We start from the raw sequence: 16,192 nt of genomic DNA, 5'->3' as shown, positions 1-16,192 counted from the left end.
ATGTCCCGACCTGTCCATCTGGTTGTTCTCGTGCTCCTGCTGCTGTCCGGCGTCGATGGGCGTGCCCAGACGGTGGCGAGGCAGACCTTCGCGCTCGACTACACGATCGAGTTGCTGCCGGCGCAGGACCAGGCGCGGGTCACGATCGCGCTCGGCAAGGGTGCCGAGCGCGTGACGCGGCTCGGCATCGGCTTCGACGCCAAGCGCTACAGCGGCTTCAAGGCGAGCCAGGGCCAATTCGTCACGGGTGCCGCCGGCAGTGCGGTGTGGACGCCGACCGGTCCGGGCTCGAAGTTGAGTTATCTGGTTCGCATCACGCGCAAGCGCGACAGCGGCGACTTCGACGCGCGCATGACTGCCGACTGGGCGCTGTTCCGCGGCGACAAGGTGATTCCGTTCATCACCGCGAAGATGAAGAAGGGCACCGAGTCGGTCGCGCATCTGCGCTTCGTGCTGCCCCCGGGTTGGACCAATGTCGATACCGGCTGGATGCGTCTGCCGGACGGGCGCTTCGTCGTCGACAATACCGAGCGTCGTTTCGACCGACCGATCGGGTGGATCATCGCCGGCAAGGTCGGCACTCGTCGCGATCAACTCGGGTTGACGGAAGTGTCGATCGGTGCGCCCAAGGGCGACCCGCTCGACCGCATGGACGCGCTGACCATGATCCATCTGGTCTGGTCTGAAATCGAGGGCGCGTTCGGCAAGACGCCGAAGAAGATCCTGATCGTCGGCGCCGGCGATCCGATGTGGCGCGGCGGGCTGTCGGCGCCGAACTCGCTGTTCTTCCATTCGCAGCGCCCTCTGGTCAGCGAAAACGCGACCAGCACCCTGTTCCATGAACTCACCCACGTGGTCACGCGCATCAGCGCCGAGAACCGCTCCGACTGGATCGCCGAGGGCCTGGCCGAGTTCTATTCGGTGGAACTGGTCTGGCGCGCCGGCGGCATGAGCGACGACCGCCGCGAACGCGTCTATCGCAGCCTGCGCGACTGGGGGCGTGGCGTGAAGTCGCTGCGCACCGAGCATTCCAGCGCCGAGATCACCGCGCGTGCGGTCGTGCTGCTGCGCGAACTCGACGATGAGATTCGGGCGCGCACCAGGGGCAACAAGGATATCGACGATGTCACTCGCATCCTGCGCGTGCTGCGCAAGGTCTCGACCGCCGAGTTCATCGCCGCCGCCGAAAAGGTTCTCGGCGGCAAATCCAGGGTGTTGGCGACGCCGTTGCTGAAATAGGCATCAAGAGCATCGCGGGCCGGAGCCCGCTCCCACAGGTGCTCCATGAAGGTTCGTCCGTGCACCTGTGGGAGCGGGCTCCGGCCCGCGATGCTTTTCACACCACCCGACCCTCGATCTGTTCGTGGATCGCGATGCGCGCGTCCTCGTCGAGGCCGAGTGCATTGCCGAGCGTCTGCAGGAAGCGACGCTCGGCCTCGCTGTCGATGTCGATTGCTACTGCAGCGGCGGCGTAGACCTCGCGCGTCAGGCCGGGGCGGGTGAGGGCGCCGATCCTGTCTGCGGATTTCGGCACCGCAAGCTCGGCTTCGAGGAAACTGCGTGTTTCGGCATCGACGCCGGCTGCGCAGGCACGATCGAGCACGCGCTGGCGCTCCGTGGGGTCGATCACGCCATCGGCCGCAGCGGCGGCGATCATGCTCTGCACCAACAGCACGGCGTCGGCTTGCTCCTGCGGCAGCAGGGCGGGATCGATGGTTGCGGCGGGCGCCGGTGGCGGCGGTCCGGGCGGCACCGCAGCGGCGATTGCAGCGGCATAGGCCGGCGCGGGAGGTGGCATCGCGCCCGCTGTGGTTGCCGGCTCGGTGGGCTTCTGCTGCGAAAAATGTTCGTAGGCGGCCATGGCCACGCCCAAGGCGCCGAGCCCAAGTTGCGCCTTGGTGCCGAAGCTGAGACCACTGCCGCGCTTGCGGCGATGTCCGAAATCGCCACCGAGGGCGTCGCCGAGGAGTTGGCCGAGCAATCGTTGCGGATCGAACATGGGGCGATTCCGGCAGTCTGGGGAGTGGCGGTTATGGCGGCTCGGGCGGTGGATGACAAGAGCATTCGTTTCGCAACTTGTTGTGGCGACAAGGGCTTGGCATCATACGCGCCGCATTTCCGCGGGAATCCCCCGATGTCGATCCACGAGCAAGCCTGTCCCGGGCCTGCCGCCCTGACGCCTGTGCCGCCCAGCGGAGGCCGCTAGATGGCGGATGAAGTGAGCGCGCTGCCGCGTGGGCCGGGCAAGGTCTGGAATGCGCTGCGCTGGTCGCTGAAGGGCACCGCGACGGCGTTTCGAATCGAGTCTTCGTTTCGACTCGAGTGCTATTTGCTGCTTCTGCTCGGGCCGCTGGCATTCGTGCTGGGCGCAACTGCGGTCGAGCGCGCCCTGTTGTTCGGCTCGCTGCTGCTGGTGCTGTCGGCGGAATTGCTGAACTCCGCAATCGAGCAGGTGGTGGACAAGATCAGTCCGGAGTTTGCGCTCTTCGCCGGTCGCGCCAAGGACATGGGCTCGGCGGCGGTTTTCTTCACCATGATGAATGTGATCGCGGTCTGGGGCTTGCTGCTCGCACCGCGCTGGATGTGACGGATGGAAGTACTGTTCACCCCTGAAGGCCTGTTGTCGCTGCTGATGCTGGCCACGCTCGAGATCGTGCTCGGCGTCGACAACCTGGTCTTCATCTCGATCGCGGTCAGTCGCCTGCCGCAGGAGCGGCGCTCCGAGGCGCGCAAGTTCGGCCTGGCGCTGGCCTGCATCACGCGCATCGGCCTGCTGATGTCGCTGGCCTGGCTGGCGCGCATGAAGACGCCGCTGTTCAGCCTGATGGGCAACGACATCTCGGTGCGCGACCTGGTGCTGATCGGCGGCGGCTTGTTCCTGCTGATCAAGGGCACCATGGAAATCCACGAGTCGGTCGAGGGCGAGGACAGCGACGGCCCGAGTGCGCGCGCCTCCTCGGCGTTCGGCTACGTCATTGCGCAGATCGCAGTCATCGACATCGTATTTTCGCTCGATTCGGTGATCACCGCGGTCGGCCTGGTCAACAACGTGCCGGTGATGGCGGCGGCGATCATCGCCGCGGTGCTGGTGATGATGCTGGCCTCGGATCCGGTCGGCGAGTTCATCGACCGCCACCCGACCATCAAGATGCTGGCGCTGGCCTTCATCATCCTGGTCGGCGTGGCCTTGATCGCCGATGGCCTGAACTTCCACATTCCGCGCGGCTATCTGTACTTCGGCATGGCCTTCTCGGCCGGCGTGGAGGCGCTGAACCTGATGGCCAAGTCGCGGCGCCAGAAGAAAGCAGCGCTGCGCGCGCAGCGGGATGACACCGAGTGAGCGCCGCGGACGGGGAATGCGAGGCGGATGCGACCGAACTGCCGGGTCTGTTTCTGAAGCGCGGCGAAGACGCGCGACTGCGCCAGGGACACCTGTGGGTGTTCTCGAACGAGGTGGACGTCAAGCGTTCGCCGCTCGGCGAGTTTGAGCCGGGCGAGCAGGTCGCGATCGTCGATGCTGCCGAGCGCGTGATCGGGCTCGGCTACATCAATCCGAATGCGTTGATCTGTGCGCGCATGGTCGAACGCGGCGCGCACCATCCACTCGACCAGTCGCTGCTGGTGCACCGCCTGAACGTGGCGTTGGCGTTGCGCGAGCGCTTGTACGACACCCCGCATTACCGCCTCGTCTTTGGCGAATCCGATGGCCTGCCCGGCCTCGTCATCGATCGCTTCGGCGACGTGCTGGTCGGCCAGATCGGCACCCTCGGCATGGAGCGGATGAAGGACTGGGTGGTTGCGGCGGTGGCCAAGGTGTTCAAGCCGCGCGCGTTCCTCTGGAAGAACTCGGGTTCGGCGCGCAAGCTCGAGGCCCTGCCCGAATACGATGAATGCGCAATCGGCGAATGGCCGCAGTACCTCGACGTGGTCGAGGGCGGCGTGCGTTTCCAGATCGATCCGCGCGACAGCCAGAAAACCGGCTGGTTCTATGACCAGCGCGACAACCGTGATCGCCTGCCGAAGCTGGTCAAGGGCCGGCGCGTGCTTGACGTGTTCTGCTATGGCGGCGGCTGGGGCCTGCGCGCCGCGGCCGCGGGTGCTAGCGAAGTGGTCTGCGTCGATGCCTCGGCGACCGCGCTCGCCATGGTCAACCGCGCGGCGCAGGACAACGCGCTCGCGGACCGCGTGAAGGCGCTGCAGGGTGACGCCTTCGACGTGCTCAAGGAATTGCGCCAGCAACGCGAACGCTTCGACGTCGTGATTGTCGATCCGCCCGCCTTCATCAAGCGCAAGAAGGACTTTGCCGAAGGCCGCATCGCCTATCGCCGCATCTTCGAGATGGCGATGCAGCTGCTGGCGCGCGACGGCGTGTTGATCGCGTGTTCGTGTTCGCACCACCTGCCGCGCAGCGTGCTGCTCGACACCATCCACCAGGGCGCGCGCCATCTCGATCGCAGCGTGCAGGTGCTCGCCGGCCTGCAGCAATCCGCCTGCCATCCGGTGCATCCCGCGATCCCCGAGACCGAGTACCTCAAGGGCTTCATCTGCCGGGTACTGCCGTCGTGAGCGAGGTCTGACATGCCCTACGTCCATGACATCGACCCGATCGTGCTCAGCGTCGGGCCGCTTTCGGTGCACTGGTACGGCGTCATGTACCTGCTCGGCCTCGGTGCGGCGTGGTGGCTCGGCGTGCGGCGCGTGCGCGCGGGGCGCTTCGGGATCAGCGAGCAGCAGTTCTCCGACCTGATTTTCGAGGGCATGCTCGGTGTCATCATCGGCGGCCGCGTTGGCTACATGCTGGTCTACGGACGCGCCGAACTGGCGGCCGATCCGCTGGCACTGTTCCGGGTCTGGGAAGGCGGCATGTCGTTCCACGGCGGGCTGGTCGGGGTGATGGCCGCACTCGCCTTCTGGTCGTGGCGACAACGCCGGCATGCGTTCGACACCATCGACTTCATCGCGCCGCTGGTGCCGGCCGGACTCGGCTTCGGTCGCATCGGCAACTGGATCGGCGGCGAGTTGTGGGGACGCCACACCGACGCGCCCTGGGGCGTGATCTTCCCGCAGTCGCTCGATCACCTCGGGCTGTCCATCGAGCAGATCAAGGCGCAGGCCGCGCAGGGGCTGCTGAATCACGAGATGCGGCATCCCTCGCAGCTGTACCAGGCGTTCCTCGAGGGCGTGCTGCTGTGCGGCCTGCTGCTCTGGTTCACGCGCCGCGAACGGCCGCGCTACGCCGCCAGCGGCGTGTTCGCGCTGATTTACGGCCTCGGCCGTTTCGTCGTCGAATTCGCGCGCGAGCCGGACGCGCACATGGGCTACATCGCGTTTGGCTGGATGACCACCGGCCAGGCGCTGTCGTTGCCGCTGATCGCCGTCGGCATCGGCCTGCTGGTCATCGCCTACCGTCGTCGGGGAGCCTGATGCAGGCCTACCTCGATCTGCTGCGGCACGTACTCGAATGCGGCGCGGACAAGGCCGACCGCACCGGCACCGGCACGCGCAGCGTGTTCGGTTACCAGATGCGCTTCAACCTCGCCGACGGCTTTCCGCTGGTCACGACCAAGAAGCTGCACCTGCGCTCGATCATCCACGAACTGCTGTGGTTCCTGCAGGGCGACACCAACATCGGCTACCTGCGCGAACACGGGGTCACGATCTGGGACGAGTGGGCCGATGCCAGCGGCGATCTCGGACCGGTCTACGGCAAACAGTGGCGACGTTGGGCCACGCCCGACGGGCGCGTCATCGACCAGATCGCCGAGGTGATCGAGCGCATCCAACGCGATCCCGACTCGCGCCGCCTGATCGTCAGCGCCTGGAACGTCGCCGAGATTCCGCAGATGGCGCTCGCGCCCTGTCACGCGCTATTCCAGTTCTACGTCGCCAATGGCCGATTGTCCTGCCAGCTGTACCAGCGCAGCGCCGACATCTTCCTCGGCGTTCCGTTCAACATCGCGAGTTATGCGCTGCTGACGCACATGGTCGCGCAGGTCTGCGAGCTTCAGGTCGGCGACTTCGTGCACACGCTCGGCGATGCGCATCTGTACGCGAACCACGTCGAACAGGCGCAGCTGCAGCTCACGCGCACGCCGCTGCCCTTGCCGACGCTGCAGTTGAATCCCGACATCCGTTCGATCGACGCATTCCTCTTCGAGGACATCGCGATCGCGGGCTACCAGTCGCACCCGGCGATCAAGGCACCGATCGCGGTGTGACAGGGGTGGACGCGGCGCGCCGGCCAGCGCCGATGGCCATCGACAGCGCGATCGCGATGGCGGCTGCCAGCCAATCCAGCGCGGTGCTGCGCACCAGCACCAGGTCCAGGGTCATTGCCACGCCCATCGCATGCAATGTTTCCATCGGGCCGTATCCGAACTGTTGCGCCACGATCACGCCGGCGGCCAGCGCCTGCGCATAGGCAATGCCGGCGAATGCGGCGAGGCCATGCAGCAGCAGTCGCGTGCCGCGTGTCAGGAAGCCGAGTTGGCCGCGCATCAGCAGCAGTACGGCCGGCATCATCAGGCTCGCGAAGGGCAGGTCGCGGTGCGTCAACTGCATCGCCACCGACCACACCGCGCCGGCGCACAGCGGCAGCAGGAACAGCATCAACAGGTGGATGCAACGGGTCAGAATCGACGGCATGGCGCATTGTGACATGGCCTTGCAGTGTGCCCGCCGGCGCGCGGCGATAAAAGCGTACCGATTCGGTACAATTTCGCATCCAACCCCGCCAGACGCGCCATGTCCCGTTACTCGCAAACCAGTGAACCGGTCCGCTTCGAGCGCGACTGTGCCGCCGTGATGGTGCCCTCGGGCGATCTGGTCAACCTGCCCGCGGGCCAGACCGGCTACATCACCCAGGCGCTCGGCGGCAGCTTCACCGTGTTCGTCGAGGGCAACCTGTTTCGCGTCCGCAACGAAGACGCCGACGCCATCGGCAAGGAGCCGATGCCGCTTCCCGAACTGCCCGAGAACGCCAGCGACGACCAGGTTGAGCAGGCGGTGTGGGCGCAGTTGCGCACCTGTTTCGACCCGGAGATTCCGATCAACATCGTCGAGCTGGGGCTGGTGTACAGCTGCGAACTCGGCCAGCGCGACGATGGCGCGCGCAAGGTCGAGGTCAAGATGACCCTGACCGCGCCCGGCTGCGGCATGGGCGATATTCTGGTCGAGGACGTGCGCAGCAAGATCGAACTGCTGCCGGCGATCGCCGAGGCCGACGTCGAACTGGTGTTCGATCCGCCCTGGAACCAGTCGATGATGAGCGACGCGGCGCGGCTGGAAACGGGCATGATGTATTGAGCGGTCGCTCTGGTTTTCTCCCATCCCCCCCCCCCCACACACCCGACCCAACCCGCGCATGACCAAGCCCTGGTGGCAACACGAAAGTCATACCGTTCTCGATGACGACATCCTCTGCGACGGCCAGTCGCTGACCGCGCTGGCGCGCCAACACGGCACGCCGCTGTACGTGTACAGCCGCAGCAACGTTCAACGCCGGCTGCAGCGCATGCAGGAGGCGTTGCGAGCGGTGGGGGTTCGTCATCGCATCTACTACGCGATGAAGTCGAACCGGCATCCCGGCGTGCTGCAGGCGGTGCGCGATTGCGTCGGGGTCGGCATCGACGCCTGCTCGCCGCGCGAGGTGCAACTGGCGCTCGCTTCCGGCTTCACGCCGGCGGACATCTCGTTCAACGCAGGCATGCTTTCGTCGCGCGATCTCGACTACCTCGCCGGTACCGGCGTGCATTGCACCCTGGACACCTTCTCGGCGCTGCGGCGCTATGCCGCGCGTGCGGCGCCGGGGACCGCAGTCGGGCTGCGCTTCAATTCGGGCGTGCGCGTCGGCTACTCGGACGATCCCCGGTTGACCTACGGCGGCGCCAAGTTCGGCTTCGAGGCCGAAGACCTGCCGCGCATCCTGGAAGTCGTTGCCGAACTCGGCATGCGCGCCGACGCCGTGCACATGCACCTCGGTTGGGGACTGACCGATAGCGGCGAGGCCAAGGTGCGCACCGCGTTCGAGCGCCTGGCGGCGATCGCGCGCGCGGTGCCCGGCATCGAGGCGATCAACGTCGGCGGCGGGCTTGGCGGGCACTACGTCGAGCAGGACCATCCGCTCGCGCTCGGCACCTGGGCGGCGCTGATTGCGGAGGTACTGGCGCCGGTCGGTGCCTGCATCTGGTGCGAACCCGGGACCTTCGTGTCGGCTTCCTCGGGCATGCTCCTGGTCGAGGCGAACACCGTCGAAGCACGTCGCGGCGAGACCTGGCTAGGTGTCAATGCCGGTTTCGCGGTCAACCTCAATCCGGCGATGTACAACATCGGCCTGACCGCCATCGCGCTGCAGCAGCCGCGCGCCGAGGCGAGCCAGCGCTACACCATCGCCGGGAACATCAACGAGTCCGGCGACGTCTTCGGCCGCGGCATCGCCCTGCCGGAGATGCGCGAGGGCAATCTGCTCGCGTTCTTCCCCGCCGGTGCCTACGGCGCCAGCATGGCCAGCGACCATTGCCTGCGCGGCGGCGCGATGGAAATTGCGGTGTGATGCATCGCAGACATTGATCCGAGCGGTGTAGGAGCGACCCCGGTCGCGACCGGTGACGCGATGCACCCGATGTTCGCGACGGGCGTTGTTCGCAATGCGGCGCGATGCACCCGGCGTTCGCGATGAAACGTGTTCGCGACCACCGCATGTGGCCGCGTCACCGGTCGCGACCGGGGTCGCTCCTACGTCGTATCGACGTGGTTCAATCGTGCGGTGTAGGAGCGGCCCCGGCCGCGACCGGTGACGCGATGCATCCGATGTTCGCGACGGGCGTTGTTCGCAATGCGACGCGATGCATCCGGCGTTCGCGATGAAACGTGTTCGCGACCACCGCATGTGGCCGCGACCGGTGACGCGATGCATCCGATGTTCGCGATGGGCGTTGTTCGCAACGCGACGCGATGCACCCGGCGTTCGCGATGAAACGTGTTCGCGACCACCGCATGTGGCCGCGACCCCGGCCGCGACCGGCGACGCGATGCACCCGATGTTCGCGATGGGCGTTGTTCGCAACGCGACGCGATGCACCCGGCGTTCGCGATGAAACGTGTTCGCGACCACCGCATGTGGCCGCGGCCCCGGCCGCGACCGGTGACGCGATGCACCCGATGTTCGCGACGGGCGTTGTTCGCAATGCGACGCGATGCATTCGGCGTTCGCGATGAAACGTGTTCGCGATCACCGCGTGTGGCCGCGTCAACGGTCGCGACCGGTGACGCGATGCACCCGATGTTCGCGACGGGCGTTGTTCGCAATGCGACGCGATGCATTCGGCGTTCGCGATGAAACGTGATCGCGATCACCGCAGCTGGCCGCGTCACCGATCGCGCCACAAGTGGCGCTCCTACATTTTCGGTGCGGTGATCTTCGCTTCGGCTTCCGCGGCGAGATAGGCGAATGCGGCGTAGGCGGCGACGTTCTGGTCGAGCTTGGCGGCGTCGACCTTGTCGAGGGTGTCGTTCGCGGTGTGGTGGTAGTCGAAGTAGTCGATTCCGTCCTGGCTTAGCGAAAACGCCGGCACGCCGAGCTTGGCGATCGGGCCGATGTCGGAACCGACGCGTGCGACATTGCCGCCGCGTTCGATGCCGAGCGGATAGAGCACGCTGCCAATCGCATCGGCGACCGGCAAGGAACCGGCCGCGACGTTCGAGTCGAAGCGATAGATCAGGTCGGCGCCGAAGTCGGACTCGGCAATCGCGACATGGGTCTGCGCCGCGTCGGCATGCGCGCGGGCATAGGCATTGCCGCCGTACAGGCCCTGCTCTTCATTGGCGAACGCGACGACGCGGATGCTGCGCCGCGGACGCTGCGGCAGCCGCGCAATCATCGCGCCCGCGGCCATGGTGATGCCGACGCCGGCGGCGTCGTCGATGGCGCCGGTGCCCGGGTCCCAGGAATCGAGATGGCCGCCGATCAGCACGAACTCGTCCGGTTTCTCGCGCCCGGTCAATTCGCCGATGACGTTGTGGCTGGTGTACTCGCCGGCCAGGCCGACATCGAGTTCGAGCTTGATCCGCATCGGCGCACCGCGCGCGACCAGACGGTCGAGCTGGTCGGCATCGGGGTTGCTGAGCGCCGCAGCGGGCACCAGCGTGGTTGCGATCAGCGAACCGTCGCGGAGCTTGCGCGCACGCTTGGCGATTTGCGGGTCTAGCGCGATCTGGCCGAGCCACAGCGCGCCACCGGTGTGCGGGAAGCGGTCGCTGTCGGTGCCGATCGAGCGGATCAGCACTGCGACCGCGCCCTTGCGCCCGGCGATCTCTGCGCTCTGGCCGCGCACCGCGACCGCCGGGCCGTAACCGCCGCCGTCGCGGCGCCGCTCCATCTTCTGCGACACGAATACGATCTTGCCGCGCACCTCGTCCGCGCTGGCTGCGCTCAGTGCGGCCAGATCCGGGAAGCGCACGATCTCGGCCTCGACACCGCCCTTGGGTGTGCCCGAGGAAAATCCGAGCGCGAGGATGGACAGCTTTTGCGGCGCCGGTGCCAGCACCTCGGCGCTCTCATGGCCGCGTCTCCACACCGGGAAGCTGACCGGTTCCAGCAGCACGCGGTCGAAGCCCAGTGCCTTGAACTTCTGCTCGGCCCAGCGCACCGCGCGTGCGTCGGCGGGCGTGCCGGCCATGCGCGCGCCGACCTCGGTGGTCAGCGATTCGACCAGCGCATAGGCGCCGCTGCCTTGCATCGCGGTGTCGCGCAGTTGCGCCGCGGTGGTCATCGCCGGTTCGGCGATCGGGGACGGTGGTACCGGTGTCTGCGCGCAGGCAAGGCCGCAGGCGATCAGGAAATACACGGGCAGCAGGCGCATCGCAGTCTCCGCAGACGAAGCGCCGATTCTGGCAGAGCCGCGCGCCTGTCCCGTGTGACGTTCGTCCTGCGCGCGGCCCGCTTCGTCACTCGAAGCCGTCGGCGAACACCAGGCCGATGTCGGTGGGCGCCAGCGTCTGGAGGGTCAATTGCGCGGGTGCGCCGACTTCCACCGCCGCCAGCGTCGCGGAAGCATTCGTCGGCGGCGTCGCCGCGGTGAAGCCGAAGTTGTACAGCGTGCCCCAGTCGAGCCCGGCGCTGGCCGCGGGCTTGGTCCAGGTGATGCCGTTCGCGTCCTGTGTCGCGATCCAGTCGCTGCCGGCATTGCGATCGACATCGTGGAAGTAGAGATTGCCGACGCTGTTGCCGCCGGTGGGCACGAAGAACGAACCGATCTGGCGGTCGAAATCGTGGTTCGCCAGGGCGTACTCGTAGCGCGTTTGACCGCCGCCGAGGTCGGTGGTCTTGACCGCCAGGCGCACGTGGCCCTCGGGCAGGGTCAGCAGTTCGTTGCGGCTGCCCGCGGGCGGGCTTGTCGGATTGACCCAGGCGTCCAGCACCGAACCATTGGCCAGCGCGGTGTTCAAGGTGAAAATCCAGATGCCGCCGGGCAAGGACGGCGTCATTCGTCGCCAGCCCATCGAGTTGAAGATGTTGACGTCGTCGCGCACCACGTACCACGCCTCCAGGAAGTACTCGGCGCCTGGAGTCTGCAGGTCGGTCTCCTACACGGTGGCGCGGTGGATCGGGAACGGGTCGCTGCCGCTGTGGTCCTGCACGCCGTCGCCGTTCTGGTCGAAGTGCGAGCCGGTGTGGTTCCACAGACCGAGGCCGGCGGTGACTTCGGGGCGGAACGACAGGCTACCGGTCGAGTTGTTGGTGCCTTCGCCATACACATCCGAGCAGCCGAGGCCGAGGATGTGCGAGTCGGTGCAGGCGCCGGCATCGCAGCCGCTGTTGATGGTCAGGAACGCATGCTTCACGTCCGAGGTGCCGATCTGCTCGAACACGCCATTGGCGCTGCGGAAGATCGCCCAGACCAGGAACGGATGCTGGTCGTTGTTGTAGGGCGGGAACGGCCCGGTGAACTTGCCGTACCAGGGCACGTTGCCGCTGCCGACATTGCGCAGCGTGGCCGATGGACTGACCGCGACGAAACCGCCCTGGCGCTCCCACTGGCCGACCGAGCCGATGGCGGTGAGCGCCACGTCCTTGTCGCCGGACCAGTTGGAACAGCCGGGCGGGGTGCCGAGCTTGGCTTCGGCCTCCGGCGCCTGCACGCGTGCTTCGAGCTCCAGCGTGCCGATGGCGACGCCGGCGAGCTGCGGTTGCTGCAGACGCTGCGCCAATGCCGGGGCGATGCGCAGATCGAGGTTGAACAGCTGCAGCTTGCCGGCATCGCGATCGACCTCGAAATGCGCGAAGTCGGCGGTGAATGTGACCTCGCCATCGCGCGTGCGCAACTCGAAGCTGCGCGGCGCGAACGCCGGCGCCAGCACGAACTGCTGCAGCGACAGCGCGCCGCCTTTCCACGCCAGCTCGAAGCCGCCGCGATGGTGCAGGCCCGGGCCGAGCAGGTGTTCGAGCACGTGGCCCTGCATGTCCACCGCCAGGCGTTTGTCGTTGCGCGCGCCGAACACCAGGCGCGCGTCGTAGCCAAGCGCGTGTTCGTGCGGCGCGAAGCGCAGGTCGCCGCGCTCGATATCGCGCACCTGAACGCCCAGATCGCGCAGCAAGGACCGGTTGAACGAGATCGCGGTGCGCGCGTCGCTGAGCGACCACGAGGCAGCGTGGACGCCGGAAGCGGCGAGGGCAAGCAATATCGGCAGGATCGGGCGCAGGCGCATGGCGGCCTCAGCGCGACTTGAGCAGGTCGCGGATTTCGGCCAGCAGTTTCTCCTGCTCGCTCGGCGGCGGGGGTGCTGCGGGTGCTGCAGCTTCGGCGCGCTGCATGCGATTCACCGCCTTGATCACCAGGAACAGCACGAAGGCGACAATGACGAAGTCGAGCGTGGCCTGCAGGAAGGCGCCATAGCCGATGCTGACTGCGGGCGTGCCATCGGCCTGGGCGCCGACCTTCCACGCCAGTTCCGCGAAGTTCTGCCCCGAGGTGAGATAGCCGACGATCGGCATGATCATCTTGTCGACCATGGCGCTGACGATCTTGCCGAACGCGGCGCCGATGACGACGCCGACGGCCATGTCCACGACATTGCCGCGCATCGCGAAGGCCTTGAACTCCGAAATCATGCCCATGAGGGTTTCTCCGTGGTGGACTCAGACGATGCGGCCGCGCAGATCCGCGAGGCCTGGGAAGGTGGCGACGAAGGCGTCGCCGCGCTGCAGTGCGGCGACACCGGCCGGCGTGCCGGTGAACACCAGGTCACCGGCGCGCAGCTCGAACAGGCGTGACAGCGACGCCAGGATCGCAGCCACCGGCAACACCATGCTGGCGATGTCGGCACGCTGGCGGGTCTCGCCATTGATCGCCAGGTGCAGCTCGCCCGCGGCCGGATGCCCGCATTGCGCCGCGGGCGTGATCGCGCCGATCGGCGCCGAGGCATCGAAGCCCTTGGCGGTGTCCCAAGGCAGGCCCTTGGCCTTGGCCTTGGCCTGCAGATCGCGGCGGGTGAGATCGAGGCCGACGGCATAGCCGTAGATCGCTTCGCGCGCCGCCTGCTCGTCGAGATCGCGCCCGCCGGATTGCAGCGCGACGACCAGTTCGACTTCGTGGTGCAGGTCAGCGGTCGCCGACGGATAGGGCACATCGGCGCCATCAACGACCACGGCATCACCCGGCTTGAGGAAGAACACCGGTGCGTCGAGCGCCACCGTCGCGTTCATCTCGCGCGCGTGCTCCTCGTAGTTGCGACCGATGCAGTAGATGCGATGCACCGGGAAGCGCAGCGCGCTGCCGTGGATCGCGACGGTTGGCGGGGTCGGTGCCGGGAATGCCAGTTCACTCATGCTCAATGCTCCGTGTGCTTGATCAGCAGCATCGCGCCTACGCCGCCTTCGGCCAGTCCGACCGCGACCAGCAGCCAGGGCAGGAATGTCGGCGCGTCCGCCAACGCCTGCCACACCGCCACGGCCATCAACATCAGGAGCGCACTGCCGGCGAGCAGGCCATAGGCGATGAATCGTCGCTGCGGAGCGGGCTGGCGCATGGGTGGGTCTCGCTGGGAATCGGGGCGAATGTTACAACCGGGCGGGATGACCTTCGTCACTTCGCGCATGCAGGCGAAGCGGCCAAGCTGGCGGGTATCATCGGGGTTTGCCCGCGTGGAGTCGTTCATGGATCAGCAGGAAGCACTGATTGCGCAGTTGCGCATCGACCGCAAGCCGGTTGCGCCGGCGCGACGCCGTTGGCCGTGGGTCGCCGGGTTCATCGCGGTCGCGGTTGGTGCCTTCGTGGCGCTGTCCGGTGGCCGCCCGTTGCCAGTCGAGATCGCGACCGCGCGCGCCGCCGCCAGCGACGAGAATGCCTCGGTGCTGGATGCTTCCGGATACATCACCGCGCGCCGCCAGGCGACGGTATCGGCCAAGGTCACCGGCAAGGTGCGCGAGCTGCTGATCGAGGAAGGCCAGAAGGTGGAGGCCGACCAGATCGTCGCCTATCTCGACGATACCGAGGCGAAGACCGACGAAGGCCTGGCGCTGGCCCGGCTGGGTGCGGCCAAGGCGGCGCTCGGCGAGATCCGCGCCACGCTCGCCGACGCCGAGCGCGAACTCGCGCGCCAGCGCGACCTCGCCGCGCGCAAGCTGACCTCGCAGGCGCTGCTCGATGCCGCCGGCACCCAGGTCGATGCCTTGCGTGCGCGCTTGGGCAGCGCCCAAGCGCAGATCCCGGTGGCCGAACGCCAGCTCGAAGCGACGCGCAACCAGCTCGCCAACATGGTCGTGCGTGCGCCGTTCACCGGCGTGGTCACGGTCAAGGCGGCGCAGCCGGGCGAAATGATCTCGCCGATCGCGGCCGGCGGCGGCTTCACCCGCAGCGGCATCGGCACCATCGTCGACATGGATTCGCTGGAGGTGCAGGTCGATGTCAACGAGGCCTACATCAATCGCGTCACCGCGCAGCAGCCGGTCAATGCCGTGCTCAATGCCTATCCCGACTGGAACATCCCGGCTTCGGTGATCGCGATCATTCCCGCGGCCGATCGCACCAAGGCCACGGTAAAGGTGCGCATCGCGCTCGCCAGCAAGGACGCGCGCATCGTGCCGGACATGGGCGTGCGCGTGAGCTTCCTCGAAGAACGCAAGCCGGGTGCGCCCAAGCGCGAAGGCGTGTGGGTGCCGAGTCGCGCGCTGTCCGGCCAGGGCAAGGACGCCGCGGTGTTCGTGGTGACCGCCGAGGGCAAGGTGCGGCGCGTGGCGGTGGCACTCGGCGAGAAGCGCGACGCCGACCAGCTGCTGACCAGTGGCCTCAAGGGTGGCGAGCAGGTCGTGCTCGGGCCGCCGGAGCAATTGCGCGATGGCGCACGCGTGACCGTGAAGAAAGCCTGAGCGATGCCGGCCCTGATCGAAATCCGCGGCCTGACCAAGGTCTACGAGCGCGGCAAGCAGCGCATCGAGGTGCTGCATGGCATCGACCTCGACATTCCCGACGGCGACTTCGTCGCGCTGATGGGGCCCTCGGGCTCGGGCAAGACCACGCTGCTGAACCTGATCGGCGGGCTCGACACGCTCACCGATGGCTCGCTGCGCATCGACAGCCAGCGCATCGACGTGCTCACCGGCGCCGCGCTCGCGGCCTGGCGCGCTGATACCGTCGGCTTCATCTTCCAGAGCTACAACCTGATGCCGGTGCTGAGCGCGCAGCGCAATGTCGAGTTGCCGCTGCTGCTCGCCGACATGAGCGCCGCCGAGCGTGCCCGCCGCGCACGCGTGGCGCTGGAACTGGTCGGCCTGTCCGATCGCGCCGCGCACAAGCCGAACGAATTGTCCGGCGGCCAGCAGCAGCGCGTCGCGATCGCGCGCGCGCTGGTCTCCGATCCGCGCATTCTCATCTGCGATGAACCCACCGGCGATCTCGACCGCAAGACCGCCGACGAGATCCTGCGCCTGCTGCAGTCGCTGAACCGCGACCACGGCAAGACCATCGTCATGGTCACGCACGATCCTAAAGCCGCCGACTACGCCCGCCGCACGGTGCACCTGGACAAGGGCACGCTGGTGGACGAGGCGGTGCATTGATGGGCGGATGGCTGCCAAGAGCACCCCACCCCAACCCTCCCCTTGCTACGCAAAGGGAGGGGGCAAAGATTCGCGGGTTGATTGATGCGCTTCTTGTCTCCTCCCCTTTGCGCAGCAAGGGGGAGGTTGGGAGGGGGT

General features: G+C 67.3%; 18 protein-coding genes. 10 read left to right on the top strand and 8 right to left on the bottom strand.

What is annotated here, in order from left to right; all coding sequences use genetic code 11:
* Nucleotides 1-1,239, top strand: coding sequence for a hypothetical protein (locus tag IPG63_01805; GenBank protein MBK6725987.1), 1,239 nt, complete (start codon nt 1-3; stop codon nt 1,237-1,239).
* Between the two features lie 97 nt (nt 1,240-1,336).
* Here the strand turns inward: IPG63_01805 and IPG63_01800 are convergent, their stop codons facing one another.
* On the bottom strand, nt 1,337-1,999 hold the full coding sequence (locus IPG63_01800; GenBank protein MBK6725986.1) for a DUF533 domain-containing protein: 663 nt from the start codon (nt 1,997-1,999) through the stop codon (nt 1,337-1,339).
* Between the two features lie 207 nt (nt 2,000-2,206).
* Here IPG63_01800 and IPG63_01795 point away from each other — a divergent pair, with 207 nt between their 5' ends.
* Genes IPG63_01795 through IPG63_01775 form a run of 5 tightly spaced genes read left to right on the top strand, consistent with a single transcriptional unit; the run spans nt 2,207 to nt 6,218 of the window.
* Nucleotides 2,207-2,587 (top strand): diacylglycerol kinase, encoded by a 381-nt coding sequence (locus IPG63_01795; protein ID MBK6725985.1) that lies wholly within the window; start codon nt 2,207-2,209, stop codon nt 2,585-2,587.
* 3 nt (nt 2,588-2,590) lie between these two features.
* Nucleotides 2,591-3,340: a TerC family protein gene (locus IPG63_01790; protein ID MBK6725984.1), complete on the top strand. Its 750-nt coding sequence runs from the start codon at nt 2,591-2,593 to the stop codon at nt 3,338-3,340.
* A gap of 38 nt (nt 3,341-3,378) precedes the next feature.
* Nucleotides 3,379-4,566 (top strand): class I SAM-dependent rRNA methyltransferase, encoded by a 1,188-nt coding sequence (locus tag IPG63_01785; GenBank protein ID MBK6725983.1) that lies wholly within the window; start codon nt 3,379-3,381, stop codon nt 4,564-4,566.
* Nucleotides 4,567-4,578: 12 nt separating this feature from the next.
* The gene (locus tag IPG63_01780; protein MBK6725982.1) at nt 4,579-5,424 is read left to right on the top strand and encodes a prolipoprotein diacylglyceryl transferase; all 846 of its coding nucleotides are present in this window, start codon (nt 4,579-4,581) and stop codon (nt 5,422-5,424) included.
* Nucleotides 5,424-6,218 carry a thymidylate synthase gene (locus IPG63_01775; protein MBK6725981.1) on the top strand — a complete coding sequence of 265 codons (795 nt, stop codon included), beginning with the start codon at nt 5,424-5,426 and terminating at the stop codon, nt 6,216-6,218. Before IPG63_01780 ends, IPG63_01775 begins: the two co-directional genes overlap by 1 nt.
* Here the strand turns inward: IPG63_01775 and IPG63_01770 are convergent.
* Nucleotides 6,196-6,645 (bottom strand): hypothetical protein, encoded by a 450-nt coding sequence (locus IPG63_01770; GenBank protein ID MBK6725980.1) that lies wholly within the window; start codon nt 6,643-6,645, stop codon nt 6,196-6,198. The two genes, IPG63_01775 and IPG63_01770, sit on opposite strands and share 23 nt — an antisense overlap.
* A 99-nt stretch (nt 6,646-6,744) precedes the next feature.
* On the opposite strand from IPG63_01770, the gene sufT reads away from it, so the two are divergent.
* On the top strand, nt 6,745-7,305 hold the full coding sequence (gene sufT / locus IPG63_01765) for a putative Fe-S cluster assembly protein SufT (GenBank protein MBK6725979.1): 561 nt from the start codon (nt 6,745-6,747) through the stop codon (nt 7,303-7,305).
* A 58-nt stretch (nt 7,306-7,363) separates the two neighbouring features.
* Nucleotides 7,364-8,551 carry a hypothetical protein gene (locus tag IPG63_01760; protein ID MBK6725978.1) on the top strand — a complete coding sequence of 396 codons (1,188 nt, stop codon included), beginning with the start codon at nt 7,364-7,366 and terminating at the stop codon, nt 8,549-8,551.
* Nucleotides 8,552-9,395: 844 nt separating this feature from the next.
* Here the strand turns inward: IPG63_01760 and IPG63_01755 are convergent.
* From IPG63_01755 to IPG63_01730, 6 genes are all read right to left on the bottom strand, one after another.
* Nucleotides 9,396-10,859, bottom strand: coding sequence for a M28 family peptidase (locus IPG63_01755; protein ID MBK6725977.1), 1,464 nt, complete (start codon nt 10,857-10,859; stop codon nt 9,396-9,398).
* Between the two features lie 85 nt (nt 10,860-10,944).
* Nucleotides 10,945-11,532, bottom strand: coding sequence for a hypothetical protein (locus tag IPG63_01750; GenBank protein MBK6725976.1), 588 nt, complete (start codon nt 11,530-11,532; stop codon nt 10,945-10,947).
* A gap of 51 nt (nt 11,533-11,583) precedes the next feature.
* On the bottom strand, nt 11,584-12,705 hold the full coding sequence (locus IPG63_01745; protein MBK6725975.1) for a hypothetical protein: 1,122 nt from the start codon (nt 12,703-12,705) through the stop codon (nt 11,584-11,586).
* Nucleotides 12,706-12,712: 7 nt separating this feature from the next.
* Nucleotides 12,713-13,114, bottom strand: a complete 402-nt coding sequence (gene mscL, locus IPG63_01740; protein ID MBK6725974.1) for a large-conductance mechanosensitive channel protein MscL — start codon at nt 13,112-13,114, stop codon at nt 12,713-12,715.
* Nucleotides 13,115-13,135: 21 nt separating this feature from the next.
* Nucleotides 13,136-13,825 (bottom strand): fumarylacetoacetate hydrolase family protein, encoded by a 690-nt coding sequence (locus IPG63_01735; GenBank protein MBK6725973.1) that lies wholly within the window; start codon nt 13,823-13,825, stop codon nt 13,136-13,138.
* 2 nt (nt 13,826-13,827) lie between these two features.
* Nucleotides 13,828-14,154 carry a hypothetical protein gene (locus IPG63_01730; GenBank protein MBK6725972.1) on the bottom strand — a complete coding sequence of 109 codons (327 nt, stop codon included), beginning with the start codon at nt 14,152-14,154 and terminating at the stop codon, nt 13,828-13,830.
* On the opposite strand from IPG63_01730, the gene IPG63_01725 reads away from it, so the two are divergent.
* Nucleotides 14,153-15,364 carry an efflux RND transporter periplasmic adaptor subunit gene (locus IPG63_01725; protein ID MBK6725971.1) on the top strand — a complete coding sequence of 404 codons (1,212 nt, stop codon included), beginning with the start codon at nt 14,153-14,155 and terminating at the stop codon, nt 15,362-15,364. The genes IPG63_01730 and IPG63_01725 overlap by 2 nt on opposite strands.
* A gap of 3 nt (nt 15,365-15,367) precedes the next feature.
* Nucleotides 15,368-16,054, top strand: coding sequence for an ABC transporter ATP-binding protein (locus tag IPG63_01720; protein MBK6725970.1), 687 nt, complete (start codon nt 15,368-15,370; stop codon nt 16,052-16,054).
* The last annotated feature ends 138 nt before the right edge of the window (nt 16,055-16,192 follow it).

This window comes from Lysobacterales bacterium (assembly GCA_016703225.1).
Lineage (GTDB): Bacteria > Pseudomonadota > Gammaproteobacteria > Xanthomonadales > Ahniellaceae > JADKHK01.
Note: the sequence above shows the minus strand (reverse complement) of the source record. Positions and strands in the feature narration are given on the sequence as shown.